16 protein-coding genes are annotated in these 17,512 nt (G+C 33.2%); 11 read left to right on the top strand and 5 right to left on the bottom strand.

The features are described from left to right. Window positions 1-154: 154 nt before the first annotated feature. The 5 genes from KM029_RS01460 to KM029_RS01440 all read left to right on the top strand — a co-directional run bounded on the left by KM029_RS01460 (window position 155) and on the right by KM029_RS01440 (window position 5,080). A complete protein-coding gene (locus tag KM029_RS01460; protein ID WP_221465151.1) occupies window positions 155-1,528 on the top strand; it encodes a (Fe-S)-binding protein in 1,374 nt (457 codons plus the stop codon). 32 nt (window positions 1,529-1,560) lie between these two features. Further along, entirely contained in the window at window positions 1,561-2,361 is an 801-nt protein-coding gene (locus KM029_RS01455) for a (Fe-S)-binding protein (protein ID WP_144075021.1), read from the top strand. 155 nt (window positions 2,362-2,516) lie between these two features. Next, window positions 2,517-3,008, top strand: a complete 492-nt coding sequence (locus tag KM029_RS01450; protein ID WP_144075020.1) for an ABC transporter ATPase — start codon at window positions 2,517-2,519, stop codon at window positions 3,006-3,008. A 17-nt stretch (window positions 3,009-3,025) separates the two neighbouring features. Further along, window positions 3,026-3,745, top strand: a complete 720-nt coding sequence (pepE, locus tag KM029_RS01445; RefSeq protein WP_144075019.1) for a dipeptidase PepE — start codon at window positions 3,026-3,028, stop codon at window positions 3,743-3,745. A 216-nt stretch (window positions 3,746-3,961) separates the two neighbouring features. After that, window positions 3,962-5,080: a J domain-containing protein gene (locus KM029_RS01440; RefSeq protein ID WP_144075018.1), complete on the top strand. Its 1,119-nt coding sequence runs from the start codon at window positions 3,962-3,964 to the stop codon at window positions 5,078-5,080. Between the two features lie 62 nt (window positions 5,081-5,142). Here KM029_RS01440 and KM029_RS01435 read toward each other — a convergent pair whose 3' ends face one another. Next, the gene (locus KM029_RS01435) at window positions 5,143-5,403 is read right to left on the bottom strand and encodes a hypothetical protein (protein ID WP_144075017.1); all 261 of its coding nucleotides are present in this window, start codon (window positions 5,401-5,403) and stop codon (window positions 5,143-5,145) included. 240 nt (window positions 5,404-5,643) lie between these two features. Here KM029_RS01435 and KM029_RS01430 point away from each other — a divergent pair, with 240 nt between their 5' ends. From KM029_RS01430 to secG, 4 genes are all read left to right on the top strand, one after another. Continuing rightward, window positions 5,644-6,966 (top strand): sigma-54 interaction domain-containing protein, encoded by a 1,323-nt coding sequence (locus tag KM029_RS01430; RefSeq protein WP_144075016.1) that lies wholly within the window; start codon window positions 5,644-5,646, stop codon window positions 6,964-6,966. Between the two features lies 1 nt (window position 6,967). Further along, window positions 6,968-7,489: an LPS assembly lipoprotein LptE gene (gene lptE / locus KM029_RS01425; RefSeq protein ID WP_158631123.1), complete on the top strand. Its 522-nt coding sequence runs from the start codon at window positions 6,968-6,970 to the stop codon at window positions 7,487-7,489. 95 nt (window positions 7,490-7,584) lie between these two features. After that, a complete protein-coding gene (locus tag KM029_RS01420; RefSeq protein ID WP_144075014.1) occupies window positions 7,585-8,844 on the top strand; it encodes a hypothetical protein in 1,260 nt (419 codons plus the stop codon). A 26-nt stretch (window positions 8,845-8,870) separates the two neighbouring features. Further along, window positions 8,871-9,221, top strand: a complete 351-nt coding sequence (secG, locus tag KM029_RS01415; protein ID WP_144075013.1) for a preprotein translocase subunit SecG — start codon at window positions 8,871-8,873, stop codon at window positions 9,219-9,221. Between the two features lie 141 nt (window positions 9,222-9,362). On the opposite strand, the gene lpdA is transcribed toward secG, so the two are convergent. The 4 genes from lpdA to KM029_RS01395 form a co-directional block, all read right to left on the bottom strand. Then, a complete protein-coding gene (gene lpdA / locus KM029_RS01410) occupies window positions 9,363-10,757 on the bottom strand; it encodes a dihydrolipoyl dehydrogenase (protein WP_144075012.1) in 1,395 nt (464 codons plus the stop codon). A gap of 104 nt (window positions 10,758-10,861) precedes the next feature. Further along, complete coding sequence (odhB, locus tag KM029_RS01405) at window positions 10,862-12,400, bottom strand: 2-oxoglutarate dehydrogenase complex dihydrolipoyllysine-residue succinyltransferase (RefSeq protein ID WP_144075011.1); 1,539 nt, start codon at window positions 12,398-12,400, stop codon at window positions 10,862-10,864. 37 nt (window positions 12,401-12,437) lie between these two features. Next, window positions 12,438-12,872, bottom strand: a complete 435-nt coding sequence (locus KM029_RS01400; protein ID WP_144075010.1) for a GNAT family N-acetyltransferase — start codon at window positions 12,870-12,872, stop codon at window positions 12,438-12,440. Window positions 12,873-12,885: 13 nt separating this feature from the next. Beyond that, entirely contained in the window at window positions 12,886-15,681 is a 2,796-nt protein-coding gene (locus KM029_RS01395; RefSeq protein ID WP_144075009.1) for a 2-oxoglutarate dehydrogenase E1 component, read from the bottom strand. 334 nt (window positions 15,682-16,015) lie between these two features. Between KM029_RS01395 and KM029_RS01390 the strand changes: the two genes are divergently transcribed. Further along, on the top strand, window positions 16,016-17,119 hold the full coding sequence (locus KM029_RS01390; RefSeq protein ID WP_144075008.1) for a transporter substrate-binding domain-containing protein: 1,104 nt from the start codon (window positions 16,016-16,018) through the stop codon (window positions 17,117-17,119). Further along, window positions 17,106-17,477 (top strand): YraN family protein, encoded by a 372-nt coding sequence (locus tag KM029_RS01385; protein ID WP_144075007.1) that lies wholly within the window; start codon window positions 17,106-17,108, stop codon window positions 17,475-17,477. Before KM029_RS01390 ends, KM029_RS01385 begins: the two co-directional genes overlap by 14 nt. Window positions 17,478-17,512: the final 35 nt, after the last annotated feature.

Below are 17,512 nucleotides of genomic sequence, written 5' to 3'. Positions count from 1 at the left end.
TAAATTAAATCTTAATCAAGTAGAATAAATATTTGTAAATCCGCTTTAAATCTACTTTATTAGCATAAAATACTCTGCAAGCATAACAAATTTAATGTATGTAGAGTTATTTAGTAAGAGATCAATAAACACACACAGAAACTTTTTAAACACTATGATACAGATTGTGCAACAACTATTATTTGTAGCCGCAATCGGTTTAACAGGTTATTTGGTAACCAAGAGAGCTAGATTCATTTACAGAAACATTAAACTAGGAAAAGACCTAGAAATTAAAGGCGATTCTAATAAACGATTTGCCAACATGTTCCGTCTTGCTTTTGGGCAACAAAAAATGTTCGACAGACCGGTTGTAGGATTAATGCACTTTGCAGTTTATGCAGGGTTTTTATTAATTAATATTGAAGTTCTAGAAATTGTAATCGATGGGTTAACAGGACAACACAGAATATTTGCTGCAGTTATTCCTTCTGGAATTTATCATTTTCTAGCCAGCTTCTTCGAAATCATGGCATTACTTGTTACGGTTTCATGTTTTATTTTCTTGATCCGTAGAAATGCCTTACGCATTCCTCGTTTTCATATGGCAGAAATGAAAGGTTGGCCTTATAGAGATGCTAATATCATTTTATATGCAGAAATCATTTTAATGACAATGCTTTTTTCTATGAATGCTGCAGATGCTGTTCTTCAAACAATGGGGAACTCACATTACCCAGCAATAGGAACATTTGCTATAAGCCAATTCTTAGTTCCAATATTTAGTGGACTTTCTGAAACAACCTTAGTGGCTATTGAAAGAAGTGCTTGGTGGGTACATATAATAGGTATTTTTGCTTTTTCTGTATACATCACTTATTCAAAACACCTTCACATTTTCCTTGCATTCCCAAATACATATTTTGCAAAAATGGAACCTAAAGGTGAAATGACGAATATGGATTCAGTAACCAATGAAGTGAAAATTATGTTAGGAATGCCAGTTGAAACTACTGATACTGGAGACTCTGATGAAATGCCAACTTTTGGAGCAAAAGATGTTCAAGATTTGACATGGAGAAATGTGATGAATGCTTATTCTTGTACTGAATGTGGCCGTTGTACTTCACAATGTCCTGCTAACATAACAGGTAAAAAATTATCTCCTAGAAAGGTGATGATGGACGTTAGAGATAGAGCTGAAGAAATAGGAAAAAACATAGATAGCAATGGTGGTACATTCCAAGACGATGGAAAGAGTTTATATGGCGATTTCATCACTAAGGAAGAATTAATGGCATGTACATCATGTAATGCTTGTACTGAAGCTTGTCCTATTAATATAGATCCACTAGGAATTATTTTAGACATGAGACGTTATGTTGCAATGGAAGAATCATCAACTCCACAAGAATGGAATATGGTGTTCAATAACATTGAGAACAATCAAGCTCCATGGGCTTTCTCAGCTAGTGATCGTTTTAAATGGGGAGAAGAACTCAGAACCCAAGAAATTAAAAAAACAGTAACAGAGAAAGAAAACGCATAACCTAAAATTTTACTAAAGACAATACTTTAAATATGGCAGATACTAATTTTCTAAAAGTACCAACAATGGCCGAAATGGTAGAACAAGGGAAACACCCTGAAGTTTTATTTTGGGTAGGCTGTGCAGGTTCATATGATGATAGATATAAAAGAGTTATAACAGCATTTGTGAAAATTTTAAATGAAGTAAATGTAAATTTTGCAGTTTTAGGACCTGAAGAAAGTTGTACAGGTGATCCTGCTAGAAGAGCTGGAAATGAATTTTTATTTCAAATGCAAGCAATGCAAAACATTGAAGTTTTAAATGCTTATGAGATCAAAAAAATTGTAACTGCATGCCCACACTGCTTTAATACAATTAAGAATGAATATCCAGCTTTAGGAGGTAACTATGAAGTTATGCATCATTCTCAATTTTTACAGAGTCTTATTAATGAAGGTAGATTATCTGTAGCTGGTGGTGAAGCATTTAAAGGTAAAAAAGTTACATTCCACGACTCTTGTTATCTTGGCAGAGCAAATGATGTTTATGAAGCTCCAAGGAGCGTTTTAGAAGCATTAGATGCTGATTTAGTGGAGATGAAACGCTGCAAAACAAATGGCTTATGCTGTGGTGCTGGAGGTGCTCAAATGTTTAAAGAACCTGAAAAAGGAAATAAAGACATTAACATTGAACGTACAGAAGAAGCTATTGGCACCGGAGCTGAAGTAGTTGCCGTAGGTTGTCCATTTTGTATGACAATGATTGGCGATGGCATCAAAAACAAAGAAAAAGAGAAAGATGTTCAAGTGATGGATATAGCAGAACTTGTGGCAACTTCAAAAGGATTATAATATATACCAATTCAAATTATTTAAAAGGATACCTAAAAGGTGTCCTTTTTTTATGGAAAAACTTACACTGTTGTACATCAAAAGAAAAAGTTAATCTACTACCTACTATTCTTCGTTCATACGTAGTATATTGCAAAAAATTAAAAAAATACAATATGTACAAATCAATAAATTCACTTTCAGACGATTCTAAAATTTGGATATATCAATCAAATCGTGCTTTTAACGATCAAGAAGTTGGTCTTATCAAACAATCACTTCTACCTTTTATAGAATCTTGGAATGCACATGGTAGTGATTTAAATGCAAGTTTTGATGTACAGTATAATCAATTCATTATTATTACTGTTGATGAAAATGCACATAGTGCTTCTGGATGCTCTATTGATAAATGTGTTGGAGTTGTCAAGCAAATTGAGACGCTACTTAAAGTATCACTTTTTGAAAGAACAAATGTTGCATATTTAGTTAATGATAAAGTTTCTACATTTAAGTTATCTGAAGCAAAAGCAATGATTGCTAATGAAACTATTACGAATACTACTAAGATATTTGACAATACGATACAATCACTTGGTGATTATAGAAAAAGATGGATCATTGAAGCTGATCAATCTTGGTTAAAAAGATTTTTTGTAACAGCCTAAACCTATTTCCCATTATCATGAATAACAGAAATTTATTAATCGTTAGCACATCAACTGTTCACGGCAATGGCTACTTAGGTTATTGCGAAGATACAATTAAGCAGTTCTTTATGGGTGTTGATGAAGTAATCTTTATACCCTATGCTAGACCTGGTGGGATTACTCATAGTGAATACACGGCAATAGCTAAAAAGAAATTCAATGAACTAGGCTTCAAAATGAGAGGTTTACATGAATTTGACAATCCAAAAAATGCTCTTTTAACAGCTAAGGGAGTTTTTACTGGAGGAGGAAATACATTTGTTTTGTTAGATCAGTTACAGAAGTTAGATCTAATTAAAACAATTCAATCTAGAGTAAAGATAGGTATGAGGTATATGGGAACTAGTGCAGGTTCTAATATTACTGGTTTAACCATAAACACTACGAATGACATGCCTATTGCACACCCTACATCTCTAAATGCATTAGCGTTAGTTCCTTTTAATTTAAACCCACATTACTTAGATCCTGATCCTAATTCTAAGCATATGGGTGAAACTAGAGAAACAAGAATTAAAGAATTCCACACATATAATTCACAAGTTGTTGTTGGTTTAAGAGAAGGATCTTGGCTTAAAGTTAATGGAAATAGTATAGTTCTTGAAGGAGAATTATCTGCTAGGATATTCATACAAGGTAAAGAACCCTATGAACTTACACCTAAAGATGACTTCAGCTTCCTATTAAATCATTAATAGTTAAGATGTAGAAGTTAATTCTACATCTTAACTCTATTCTTTACCTAATAAAACCTTAGATAATTAAATAATTTGTTGAACGATCAACATTTATCATCAAAAAATAGTAGTTTTGACGATCTATAATAGTCTAATTAATTATTAGATGTATCAATTCATACATTTATAAATGCTACTTGAACTACTTAGTAATTATAGGTTAAACTTTTAAGTATGAGCAATTTTTACAACATTTTAGGAGTTGATAAGAAAGCTGACAAACGTCAGATAAAAAAAGCTTATTTATCCCTTGCAAAAAAATACCATCCTGATGTAGCAGGAAATGACCCATTAAGTGAAGATAAATTTAAACTAATTAATGAGGCTTACAATACACTATCTGATGATAGTAAAAAGTTTCATTATGATCAAGGAAGTGTATTTTCATCAACAAACATTTATAACACAACTACACCTAGTACCCCTCCTCCTTCTAGAACTTCAAGAGAAGAAAATCGTAGGAGCGAACGTTTTCAAGCAAAAAGAGAAGAGTACAAAGAAAGTGTACAAGAAGAAAAGAAATCTAACAAGAAAAACAGGAAAAAATATATTCCTGCAATGGTAGCGGGTTACGTTGCTATTATGGTTGGTGTTATTTCTTTTTTCGTCGATCGCCAGAGCAAACTGGCGGCAGAAGCGTACGCTAATGCCAAAACAAACCTTGAAGTTTTAAATACAAATAAAGCTTTAAGCGATGCTCAATTACTTTCAGAATATGATGCTTATACAGAAAGTAAAATAATTTTCTCTGCATTACTAATTGTTGATCAGAAAGAAAAAACAGGTATTAATGAGCTTTTAGCATTAAAGGAAGAATTAAATAACAATCAAAATTCATCTTTTGATAACGATATTAATTATTACTTAGGGCGTGCTTATTTTAATATAAAGAATAAAACAAAGGCTATAGCTACTTTTAAAGAAATCCTTAAAAAGGATAAAAATAACACAGCAGTTAATTATTGGCTTGGGAGAACACTTAATGAATTATCACATGATTATGACGATGCAGCAAAGTGTTTTGAGATAAGTATGAATAATGATAATTATAAAACCCAATCTATTTTAAGATGTGGAATTGCTCTTCAGAACGACAGACAATATAATTTATCAGAAGAATATTTATTAACAGCAGTTGATAACCCAACAACAAAGGCAATTGCAAATTATCATTTAGGATGGCATTATTTCCTAAGCAAACATGATAATGAGAAAGCATGTATTTATTGGAAATTATCTGCTAAACAAGGTAACCCAGAAGCCTTATACCAGGTTAGAAGAAATTGTAGATAAAACTCAAAAGGGTTATTCACAGTAAAATGAATAACCCTTTATTTTTGATATTTTATCTTTTACTAATAAGCTACTTCCACATTTTTATTCTGAATCACCTCAGATGTGTACTCTATCCCACTAGAGGTTAAATTTGCGAAAGTTCCTTTAGGGCTAATATTTATATCACTTAAATAACCCTTTTCTGAGTACTTCTCAACTATAGAATTGATATCATAAGATGAAACTGGGATACCCAAAAGCTTAGAAATATTTTGGAAAGACATGTTCTTATTGAGGCAAAGACCAACCAATAACTTGATAGATTTTACTTGATTCGGCATAATTTGAACAGATAATAAAATTGATAATTAGACATACAGCATTTGTTTCACAAAAGTAATCCATATAAACGCAACCGATTGATAAGAAAAGTCATCTTTTAAATTTTATTATATTTTTTTTACACCTTCTTAATAAAAGAAAATTTCAAAAAAGACTTGTTGTTATTTTTTCGATTCATCTTTATTTTTGTAATTTTGTCATGACAAATAGTCATGTGATCTAATCAGTTCTCCCCATTTATGGAAAACAGAGAAATTTTATCAATCAAGCAACGATTTGGAATAATAGGCAATGCTCCTAGTTTAAATCATGCTATACAAGTAGCTATACAAGTAGCTGCAACAGACCTTACTGTAATGATAACTGGAGAAAGTGGTTCTGGAAAAGAATCATTTTCTAAAATTATACATCAACTTAGCTCTCGTAAACACGGAAAATTTATTGCTATAAACTGTGGTGCTATACCAGAGGGCACAATTGACTCCGAATTATTTGGTCATGAAAAAGGATCATTTACAGGAGCTAATGAAGCTAGAAAAGGTTACTTTGAAGTAACCGATGGAGGAACGATTTTCTTAGATGAAATTGGTGAAATGCCTATCGAAACTCAAGCTCGACTTTTAAGGGTATTAGAAAATAAAGAATTTATTAGAGTTGGTTCGTCTAAAGTACTAAAGACTGATGTACGCGTTGTTGCTGCAACAAATGTCAATCTCTTAAAAAATGTACAAAAAGGTAAATTTAGAGAAGACCTTTATTACCGTTTAAATACTGTACCTATTAAAGTTCCTCCTTTAAGAGAAAGAGGAAATGATATTGAGTTACTTTTCAGGAAATTTGCTACAGATTTTGCAGAGCAATACCATGTAAAACCTTTAGCACTTACACCCGAAGCAAAACAAATCCTTATCAATTTTGCATTCCCTGGAAATATCCGTCAGTTAAAAAATTTAGCAGAACAAATGTCTGCTTTAGAATTAGACAGGTTAGTTACAGGAGATACAATGAAACGTTACTTACCTCAGGTGAATAACCAATTGTTAGTAATGGACAACGACGATAAATCATTAAATGAAAGAGATTTACTTTATAAAGTTCTCTTTGATATGCGTCAGGACATGAATGATCTCAAAAAAATTGTAATTCAATTAGCACAAGGAAAGAAAAATGCTAGTACAGTTTTAGCTGAAAATTCTAAATTGTTTAGTAGTGTGATGGATGACATTCCAACCTCCTCAGAAACAGCTATTACTGTCCGTCCAACGCAACCTCCTGCTAATTACAATTTCGATACACCATCAGAAACTCCTATTAATAATGACAACCCTGTTATCATTACAAACAATGAGACTGATAATTATGGAAATAAAACCTATGATTTAGACAAAGTAGTTGAAGTAAAACCTGAAGAAGAATCTTTATCAATCGAAAAGAAAGAAAAAGAGTTAATAATAAAGGCTTTGCAAAAAAATAATAATAAAAGAAAGTACGCTGCACAAGATTTAGGTATCTCAGAACGCACTTTATATCGAAAAATTAAACAATACGAACTTGATGAATAATATGAAAAGTTGGCTTATAAAACTTATCGTTTTACCCATTTTAGCCCTTTCAGCATGTACTGGAGTCCGTTTTACATTTTCTGGAGTTAATATTGACCCAAATATTAAAACATTCTCTGTAGAACCGTACACTAATGAAGCTTCTGATGGTCCATCTACAATGGCCTTTACATTTACAGATGAATTGACGCAATATATTCTTAGAAATACAAGTTTAGTTGCTGCACCTCAAGGTTTAAAAGGTGATATAGAGTTTAGTGGAGCAGTAACTGGGTACAGAGTGACGCCAATTTCACCAGGTGGTGGAGAGCAACAACAGACAGAACAACAACGTCTTACTATAACAGTTAAAACTAACTTTATCAACAACTTTGATGATGAAAAAAGTTTTGACAAGGGATTTTCATTTTTCTATGATTTCCCAGGTAACCAAAACGTTCAGGATGTAGAATCTGAGGCAATTGATGTAATCTTTACTCAAATTATTACAGATACATTCCAAGCTGCATTAGCTGATTGGTAAAAGAAAAACCTTATATTTGGATATGGAAATTATAATGCTTAATTTCTTATCCAAATATATGACTTATCCCCTATTACTTCGATCTTACTACTAAAGTGAATATACATATCAACACTTGGTTACGGAATCCTTCAAATGTATCTGAAAAAGATGCAGAAGAGATAAAAAAAGCAATAGAAAAATATCCGTATTTTTCTGCTTTAAGAGTTTTACTTGCAAAAGCCAATGATGGCGAGGATGAATACGTAAAAAGTGCTGCTGCTTATGTTTCACACAGACCTTCTTTGCAAGCTTTTTTAAATACTACTTTTGATAGTAATGTAAATCTTCCTACAACATCTGAAATAGATTTTGAAGACAATGATTTAGAAACTATTGACTTACTATCTAATGAAGTTGTAGAAGAAGTCCCAATAGTGGTGGATAAAGAGGAAGTAGAAAACGAAATTCAAACAGAAGAAATTAAAGATGACTCAATAGTTACTCCAACTCCTGTTGAAGAGAAAATTAAAGAGACAATTGATGAGCCTTCTGATCTTGAAGAGAAAATACTTCATGACCTTGAAGAGAACAGTACAATAGCAGTTGAAGAGGAATCTGTAGTTTCTACTAGCATTGCCGATGAAATACTTGCTGAATTAGCAAAGATTTCTCAAGGGATTGATATAGATGAAGAAACTTCAGTTAATTCTACAAATGAAGTAATTACTGAAGAAGAAGAAATAGAGCCAAACCATTCTATATCTACACCTTCTATTGATAGTAAAAGTGAAGATGACCTAATGAGTTCTGATGAAATGTTAGATCGTTTTAAGGGCTTCTTAGAAACTAAAAATAAAGCAGAAGAAGATATTATTGATGAATTATCAAAAGAAGAAGATATTGATTCTGACATTTTAGCATTTAGTAATAAAGAAAATATTGAGATTAAGCCTATTGATACCGAGTTTCCAATTTATACTAGTGAATTAGCCGACGAAACTGCAAATGAAAGTGATTATGTAAAAAGCACTGAAAAAATGGATGATTTAAACATCATCGATTTTAATCAATTTGCACCTAATTCAACAGGAAACACATCGCATCAAAAAGAGATAATAGATAAATTTATTTCGGATTCACCAGGTATTACTTCACAAACAAAAAATAATTCAGGCGACGAAAAGAGTACAATTGACCTTTCTGAAAGTTCAACTCAACCCTTTTCTTCTCCGCAAACGGAAAGTTTTGCTAAGTTATTGGAAAAACAAGGTAAAAAAGATGAGGCAATATCAATTTATCAACATCTTATCTTGAAAAATCCAAATAAAGCTAGTTTCTTTGCAGAACGGATTGAATTCTTGAAACAGAATTGATTTAACAAGCATAATATTTTAATACGATGATGTACTTTTTTATAATCCTGATTATTATAATCGCTGTTCTACTAATTTTAGTAGTATTAGCTCAGGATTCAAAAGGTGGTGGTCTTACAGGTGACATGGGCGCTGCAAGTAGTTCGATGATGGGTGCAAGAAGAGCATCTTCGTGGATTGAAAACGCGACTTGGATCTTGATCATTTCATTAGCCGTACTTTCAATTGGAGTAAACGTGTTTATTCCTAATGACAAGACTGCTAATGTTCAAACTTCTTCGAGCATCGAGAGTGCTCAAGAAATGCCAGCTCCTACAACTCTACCAGCACAAGAAACTCCAGCAGAAACTGCTCCGGCACCTGCTGATGCTGAATAGTCAAATTTTATATTTGATAAAGAAGCCATCTAATTTAGAATTAGATGGTTTTTTTATATCTAAACAGAAAATTTGAATCAAAAAAAGGTGTTTTAAAAGTTTTCACTTCTAAAACACCTTCCATTATTTATCAAATAGATATTACATATTCAATGCTCTATCGTCTGTAGCAGCTAAACAAGCTTCTTTGATTGCTTCAGAGTAAGTTGGATGTGCATGCGACATTCTAGATATATCTTCAGCAGACGCTCTGAATTCCATTGCTACAACCCCTTCAGATATCATATCAGCAGCACGAGGCCCAATAATATGCATACCTAAGATTTCATCTGTTTCTTTATCTGCAAGAACTTTTACCAAACCATCAATATCCATAGACGCTCTCGCTCTACCTGATGCTCTGAATGGGAAAGAACCTGCTTTGTAAGCTCTTTTAGATTCTTTTAGCTCTTGCTCTGTGTAACCTACAGATGCAACTTCTGGCCATGTATAAACAACACCTGGAATCAATTTATAATTGATATGTGGTTTTTGTCCGTTCATGCGTTCAGCTACATAAACACCTTCCTCTTCTGCTTTGTGTGCTAACATTGCTCCTTTAACAACATCACCAATTGCGTATACACCTTCTACAGAAGTCTCTAAATGATCATTTACATCTATACGTCCTCTTTCATCCATTTTACCACCAATAGCTTCAAAATTAAGCTTATCAGTATATGGACGACGACCAATTGAAACTAAACAGTAATCACCTTTAATTTCAATTTCTTTCCCTTTTTTGTCAGTTGCTTTAACAACAACTTCTTCACCTTCTACTTTAACAGATTCTACTTTAGTTTTTAAGTTAAACTTAAACCCTTCTTTTTTAAGTACTTTCTGCATTTCTTTTCCTAAAGAAACATCCATAGTAGGAATTAACGCATCTGCATATTCTACTACTGTAACTTCAGCACCTAAACGAGCATAAACAGAACCTAGTTCTAAACCAATAACACCACCACCAATTACGATTAAGTGTTTTGGAATTTCTTTTAATTCTAAAGCTTCAGTTGAAGTGATAACTCTTTTCTTATCAAACTCAATAAACGGTAACATAACAGGTTTAGAACCCGTTGCTATTACAGTATTTTTAGTATTGATAATTTTTGATTCTTCTCCTTCAATCTTGATTGTATTTTTATCTACAAAAGAACCAAAACCTTGAAGAACATCAATTTTATTTTTTTTCATTAAAAAGGCAATACCATCTGTAGTTTGTTTTACTACTTCACCTTTTCTTCCGATCATTTTACCAAAATCAATTTTAGGAGTTTCAACTTCTAAACCATGATCTGAAAATCGGTGTACTGCTTGATGATATAATTCCGAAGAATCAAGTAATGCTTTTGATGGAATACATCCAACATTTAAACATGTACCTCCTAATGTTGAATATTTTTCGATTAAGGCTACTTTCATCCCAAGTTGAGAAGCACGGATTGCTGCTATATATCCACCAGGACCTGAACCAATTACTGTTAAATCGTAAGTCATAATTATCCTTAAAAAGGGTTTTTTATGTAAAAAGGAATGTTGAAATTTTAACCCTCCAACACCCCTTTAATTTGTTTGTTTATAAAAGAGATTAGTTTAAACGATTAAACGTCTAATAATAATCTGATTGGATCTTCAAGAAGTTCTTTCACTCGTTTCAAGAAGCTTACTGATTCACGACCATCAATAATACGGTGATCATAAGAAAGAGCAACATACATGATTGGACGAATTTGAACCTCACCATTAATTGCTACCGGGCGTTCTACGATATTGTGCATACCTAAAATTGCCGATTGTGGAGCATTAATAATTGGCGTTGATAACATAGACCCAAATACACCACCATTTGTAATAGTAAATGTACCTCCTTCCATTTCTGGTATAGTCAATTTGTTATCACGAGCCTTAAGTGCTAATCTTCTCACTTCTTTCTCGATAGCTGCTAAGCTTAAAGATTCAGCATTCCTAATTACTGGAACAACTAACCCTTTAGGAGCTGAAACTGCAATAGAAACATCTGCATAATCATTATACACTAATTGATTTCCATCAATAAATGCATTTACTGCAGGCCATTCTTGTAATGCCACAGTTACTGCTTTTGTAAAGAATGACATAAAACCTAAACCGATTTCATGCTTGTCTTTAAACATCTCTTTGTATTTCTTACGAAGATCCATCACTGGCTTCATATCTACCTCGTTGAAGGTAGTCAACATAGCTGTTTCATTCTTCACTGAAACTAAACGACGAGCTACAGTCTTACGTAAAGCTGTCATTTTTTCTCTTCGTTGAGCTCTTTCACCCGCTACTGGAGCAGGAGCAGAAGGAGCTGCAGTTTCTTTCTTAGCTTTTGAAGCTGCAGGTGCTGCTACTTTTTGAGCTTTCTCTGCATCTTCTTTAGTGATACGACCATCAACACCAGTACCTTTTACAGAGGCAACATCAATACCTCTTTCTGCTAAAATTTTAGCAGCAGCAGGAGATGCATGACCAGTTGCATAAGTTGTATCTGAAGATGTTTGTGCAGAAGGAGTTGCTTCTACAGAAGAAGATGTTGCTACTGCTTGAGGAGCACCACCTTCCATTACTTCAATTTTACAAATTGGAGCACCGATTTCTAATGTTTCATCTTCTTGAGCAATGATTCTTAGAATACCAGACTCTTCAGCAGTTAATTCGAATGTAGCTTTATCAGATTCGATTTCGCAAAGTAGATCATCTAATTCTACAAAATCACCATCTTCTTTAGCCCATGATGCAATTGTAACTTCAGTAATTGATTCTCCAACTGTAGGCACTACCATTTCCAACACTTGACCAGTTGCTTTTGGTCCTTCTGATGCAGCTACCGGAGCCGCTTCATCTGTTGAAGTTGACGCTTTTTTAGGAGCTCCTTCACCTTGTTCAATTGTACACAATAAAGCACCAATTTCTAGTACTGCATCTTCTTCTGCTTCTGGAGCAATTTTTAAAATACCATCTCCTTCAGCAACTAACTCAAATGTAGCTTTGTCTGATTCTAGTTCACAAAGCACATCATCTAATTCAACTGCTTCTCCATCTTCCTTTAACCATCTTGCGACAGTTACTTCAGTGATTGACTCACCTACAGCTGGAACATTCATTTGTAAGCTCATAGTTTTATATTTTTTTGCGATATTAATCGCTAGAGTTCTAGACTAATTTCTTTTTGAATTTATAATGAGGAATACCTACTTCTTCAAACAAATCTCCTACTTTTTCGTAATCTAATTTGTTGTAGAATTTCTCAGCTACTTCTCTTGCGTGTAATGTCATTGATTCAAATCCATTATCAAATGCAAAAATTTCACTAAACTGAACCATCAAAGAGCCTAACCCTTTACCTCTCTGATCATCCCTCACGGCAACTTGTCTCATTTTAATTTCCTGAGGAGAAATTGGTTTCAATACTAGGCAAGCAACAACCTCGTCTGCATCATTCATAGCTACTAAATGATAGCTATCAAATTCTTCAGACAATTCTTCTTCTGAAAATTCTAAGCCAAGTGGTTTACGTAAAACGTCGCTACGTAAATTAACCGCCAATTTGTGCTCAGGTGAATTAAAGGTTACTTCTTTGATAATCATAACAGTTCTTTTATTATAAGTCCTCTTTATCGAATGCTACAGAAACGATTCTTTCCAATTCAGTTTTGTGAACCTTAGGGAAACCTGTTGCAGGAGAAGCACTTGGCTTACGAGAAACCAATTTCATCTTAATCAACTCTTCTTCGTTTCTGAATGCTCTCATGATAAACGTCCAGTATCCCATATTAACAGGTTCTTCTTGTACCCATTTCAATGATTTACGGTTCGAATATCTTTTCAAAATTTTATTTACTTTTTTCTCTGGGAAAGGATGGATTTGTTCAACCCTAACAATAGCAACATCGTCTCTATTTTCCTTTTCCTTGCGTTCTAAAAGATCGTAATAAATTTTACCAGTACACATTAGTACTTTCTCAACTTTCTTAGGATCTTTCACAAGTACATCATCATATACTTCTTCAAATTTACCTTTTGTGAAATCTTCTTCAGCAGAGATACACTTAGGGTGACGAAGCATTGATTTTGGTGTCATTACAATTAAAGGCTTTCTAAAGTCCCAAGTCAACTGTCTTCTTATTGCATGGAAGAAGTTAGCTGGAGTTGTGAAATTACCCACTACAATATTGTATTGAGCTGCCAATTGCAAGTATCTTTCTGGACGAGCATTCGAATGCTCTGGTCCTTGACCTTCATAACCGTGAGGAAGTAACATTATAAGTCCGTTACTTCTCCCCCATTTACTTTCACCAGATGTAATAAACTGGTCAATCATTGTCTGTGCACCATTAGAGAAGTCTCCGAATTGAGCTTCCCAAATTGTTAAAGCACTAGGGTTTGCCATAGCATAGCCATACTCAAAACCTAAAACACCGTATTCAGACAATAATGAATTATAAATGTAGAAATGTCCTTGAAGCTTACTTATATGTTGTAAACTGTTGTATTTCTCGTTAGTCTCTGCATCATTTAAGACTGCATGTCTATGTGAGAAAGTACCACGTTGAACATCCTGCCCAGATAAACGAACAATTTTACCGTCTAACAAAATTGAACCATAAGCTAATAATTCTGCTGCAGCCCAATTAAATACCTTCTTATCGAAGAACATTTCTTTACGCTCAGTAATTAACTTGTCAATTTGTTTAAGAGGTTTAAAACCTTCTGGTACAGTTGTTAAAGCATGTCCGACTGCTTCTATAGTAGTCTTAGAGATTGACGTATCTGGAGATTCATCAAAATCTGCTTCTTTACCACGTTTTAATTGTTTCCATTGGATCTCTAATTCTTGAGGTCTATATGGAAGCGGATGTTGTCTAACTTCATTTAAACGATCTTGCAATAAACGACGGAACTCTTTATCCATTTGTTTAGCAAGTTGGGCATCAAACTCTCCTTTTTCAACTAATTTCTTGAAGAAAATTTCACGAGGGTTTTGATGCTTCGCAATGATGTTATATAACTTTGGCTGCGTGAATTTTGGCTCATCTGCTTCGTTATGACCATGACGACGGTAACATACCATATCTACAAAGATATCTCTGTTGTAACGTTGTCTAAATTCAACAGCCAATTTCATAGCATAAGCTACTTCTTCTGGGTGATCTCCGTTTACATGCAACACAGGCGACTCAATTAATTGAGATACGTCTGTACAGTAAATAGAAGAACGAGCATCATCAAAGTCTGTAGTAAATCCAACTTGGTTGTTAATTACAAAGTGGATAGTACCACCTACTCCGTAACCATCTAAGTTAGACATTTGTACTGTTTCATAAACAATACCTTGACCAGCGATTGCCGCATCACCATGTATTAAGATTGGAAGTATACGCTTAGAGTCATTATCATAGATAGAATCTACCTTTGCTCTAACTACACCTAAAACTACAGGATCAACTGCTTCTAAGTGAGAAGGGTTAGGTGATAAATCAAGACGTACTTTCTTACCATTATGAGTTTCTATTTGAGATGAGAATCCTAAGTGATATTTAACATCACCATCTCCCATCGTTTCATCAGGAACTGCTTGACCTTCAAATTCGTTGAAAACTTCTTCATAAGTTTTACCCATCACGTTCGTCAATACATTTAGACGACCACGGTGTGCCATACCTATTACTACTTCTTCAACTCCTAATTCAGCACCTGTGAAAATTGCAGTATCTAATGCTACAATAGAAGATTCACCACCTTCTAATGAGAATCTCTTCTGGCCTACAAATTTTGTATGCAAGAAGTTTTCAAATACTACAGCTTCATTCAGTTTACCAAGTATTCTCTTTTTATCTTCAGGAGAAAAATCATGAGCAGGATACTCATTTTCGATTTTATTCTGAATCCAAGATAACACTTCTGGTTCACGGATTGACATAAATTCAAAACCGATATGACCGAAATAAACTTGCTTTAATCTTGCTAGAATGTCTTTTAGCGTTGCAGATCCCATTCCTAAATAAGAACCTGCTGAGAAAGTTGTTGAAAGATCTGCGTTAGATAAACCGAAGTCTTCTAATTCTAGACGAGCATGTCTATCTTTACGTTTACGAACAGGGTTCGTATCAGATAATAAGTGAGCTCTTGATCTAAATGCATTGATCAGTTGTCTTACTGCAACTTCTTTTTGTAACATTTCTTCAGAAATGCCACCAGCTACAGGTTTGCTTGTTCCGTTTGAGTTTGTTTTAGCATCTAACTCAGGGTTCTCTCCGAATTTTTCTAAAGAAAATTCAAACCCCTCAAAAAATCGTTTCCATGATTCATCAATTGAATCTGGATCTTGCTTGAATGCCTCGTACATTTGTTCAATGTAGTCGCCATGAGCGTTTGCGATGTAGGAATATTTGTCCATGTGTTTGTTGAGGTTATATACTTGCACCTAGACAAACTTAATAAAAGTATTTAGTATATTATATTTGTATACACAAATAAGCAAATACATGAATTAAATTTCACTTTTAAGCAACCTACATAAATAAATTAGCTAATGATATGAAATTTAATCAAAAACAGGCCTTAAGCATTAACAAACGCTTAAAAACGAGCATTAAACCTCCTCTCTCATTCAATTAACTTTCAAAAGATCAGTATTATATTCAACAATTTTAATTTTTTATTTCTATAATTTTATATATTTATAATGATTAAAAATATATACACCTTAAATTTTCGTTTTTTATTACTGCATGAAACTATACTTATTGCTACTCTTCACTTTTTCTCCAATTTTATTATTCTCTCAAAATTCTGGTACTGAAAGAAGAACAATACTAGAAAATCATATTTTAAGAGTGGGTGTAAGAGAGGACCCTCCTTTTGTTATTAAAGGGATTGATGGTACTTTTTATGGCTTAAGTATAGATTTATGGCACATGGTTGCTGAAGATTTACATTTAGTATATGAGTTTGTTGAGTATGAACATATGCCTGGTTTAATTTTAGGCTTATCAAGAAAACAAATTGATATATCTGCTAATCCAATGCCTGTAAGTAGTACAAGAATTAGACAGCTTGATGTTACTTATCCGTTTATGACAACATCACTTGGTGTAGTGGTTTTAAAAGACAAACAAGACCAACTTACCATATTTTTCTCAAACCTCTTTTCAGTAGGTTTCATGAAACTCTTTTTCACTTTAATAATTATCGTATTTCTTTTTGGCACTCTAGTTTGGTGGGTTGAAAAAAAGTACAATGCCAAAGATTTTAGAGATGGAATTGAAGGTATTATGGATGGTATTTGGTGGTCTACTGTTACTATCACAACTGTTGGTTATGGTGATAAAACACCAAAAACTACTATTGGTAGAGTCATTTCTATGGTTTGGATGTTTGTAGCTATTAGCTTAATATCTAGCTTTACAGCAACTATTACATCTACTTTAACTTTAAATCAATTAGAAGCAAAAATAAAATCTGTTAGTGATTTAAGAAAAATGAAGGGTAATATCGGAGTTACAGCACACTCTGGAGCTGAAAGTTATCTTTTAAAACACCAAATAAATCCATCAACATTTTCTAACCCTGAAGACGGTTTATTAGCTTTAGAAAGTGGTAAAATAATTGCATTTGTTCATGACAAACCAATAATGCGTTATATAATTAAAGAACGAAGTGGAGAAGATTTATTTGAAATCTCTCAAGCTAATTTTAAACAAAACTACTATTCTTTATTTATGCCAAGAAATAGTAAATTATACAAAAAGATTAATTCAGAAATAGTTGACAACATAGACAAGGATTCATGGCATAGACTGCTAAAAAAATACAATATGGATGAAATCAATTAACACAACTGCTCAAAAACAATTTGGAACAAACGGTGAAAATATTGCCGTAAACTATCTAATTGATAAAGGGTACACCATTTTAAAAAGAAATTACAAATACAGTTATAACGAAATTGACATTATTTGTAAAAAAGGTCGATTTTTAGTGTTTGTTGAAGTAAAAACTAGATCTTCAAATGACTTTGGATTCCCTGAGAATCATGTTTCCAAAAAACAAATAAATAATATAACAAATGCGGCCATCCATTACATGGATACCTATAACACCTCCAATTACTTAGTCCGATATGATATCATCAGTATTACATACACAACCCATGCAATTGATATAAAACATATTGAAGACGCCTTTTATTAAAACTGCTATATTTCATTTTTTTTGCACAAAAAAAA

Origin of the sequence: Flammeovirga kamogawensis, assembly GCF_018736065.1 — a bacterium.
Classification (GTDB): domain Bacteria; phylum Bacteroidota; class Bacteroidia; order Cytophagales; family Flammeovirgaceae; genus Flammeovirga; species Flammeovirga kamogawensis.
The sequence above is the reverse complement of the archived record's forward strand: the minus strand, read 5'-3'. Positions and strand labels throughout refer to the sequence as shown.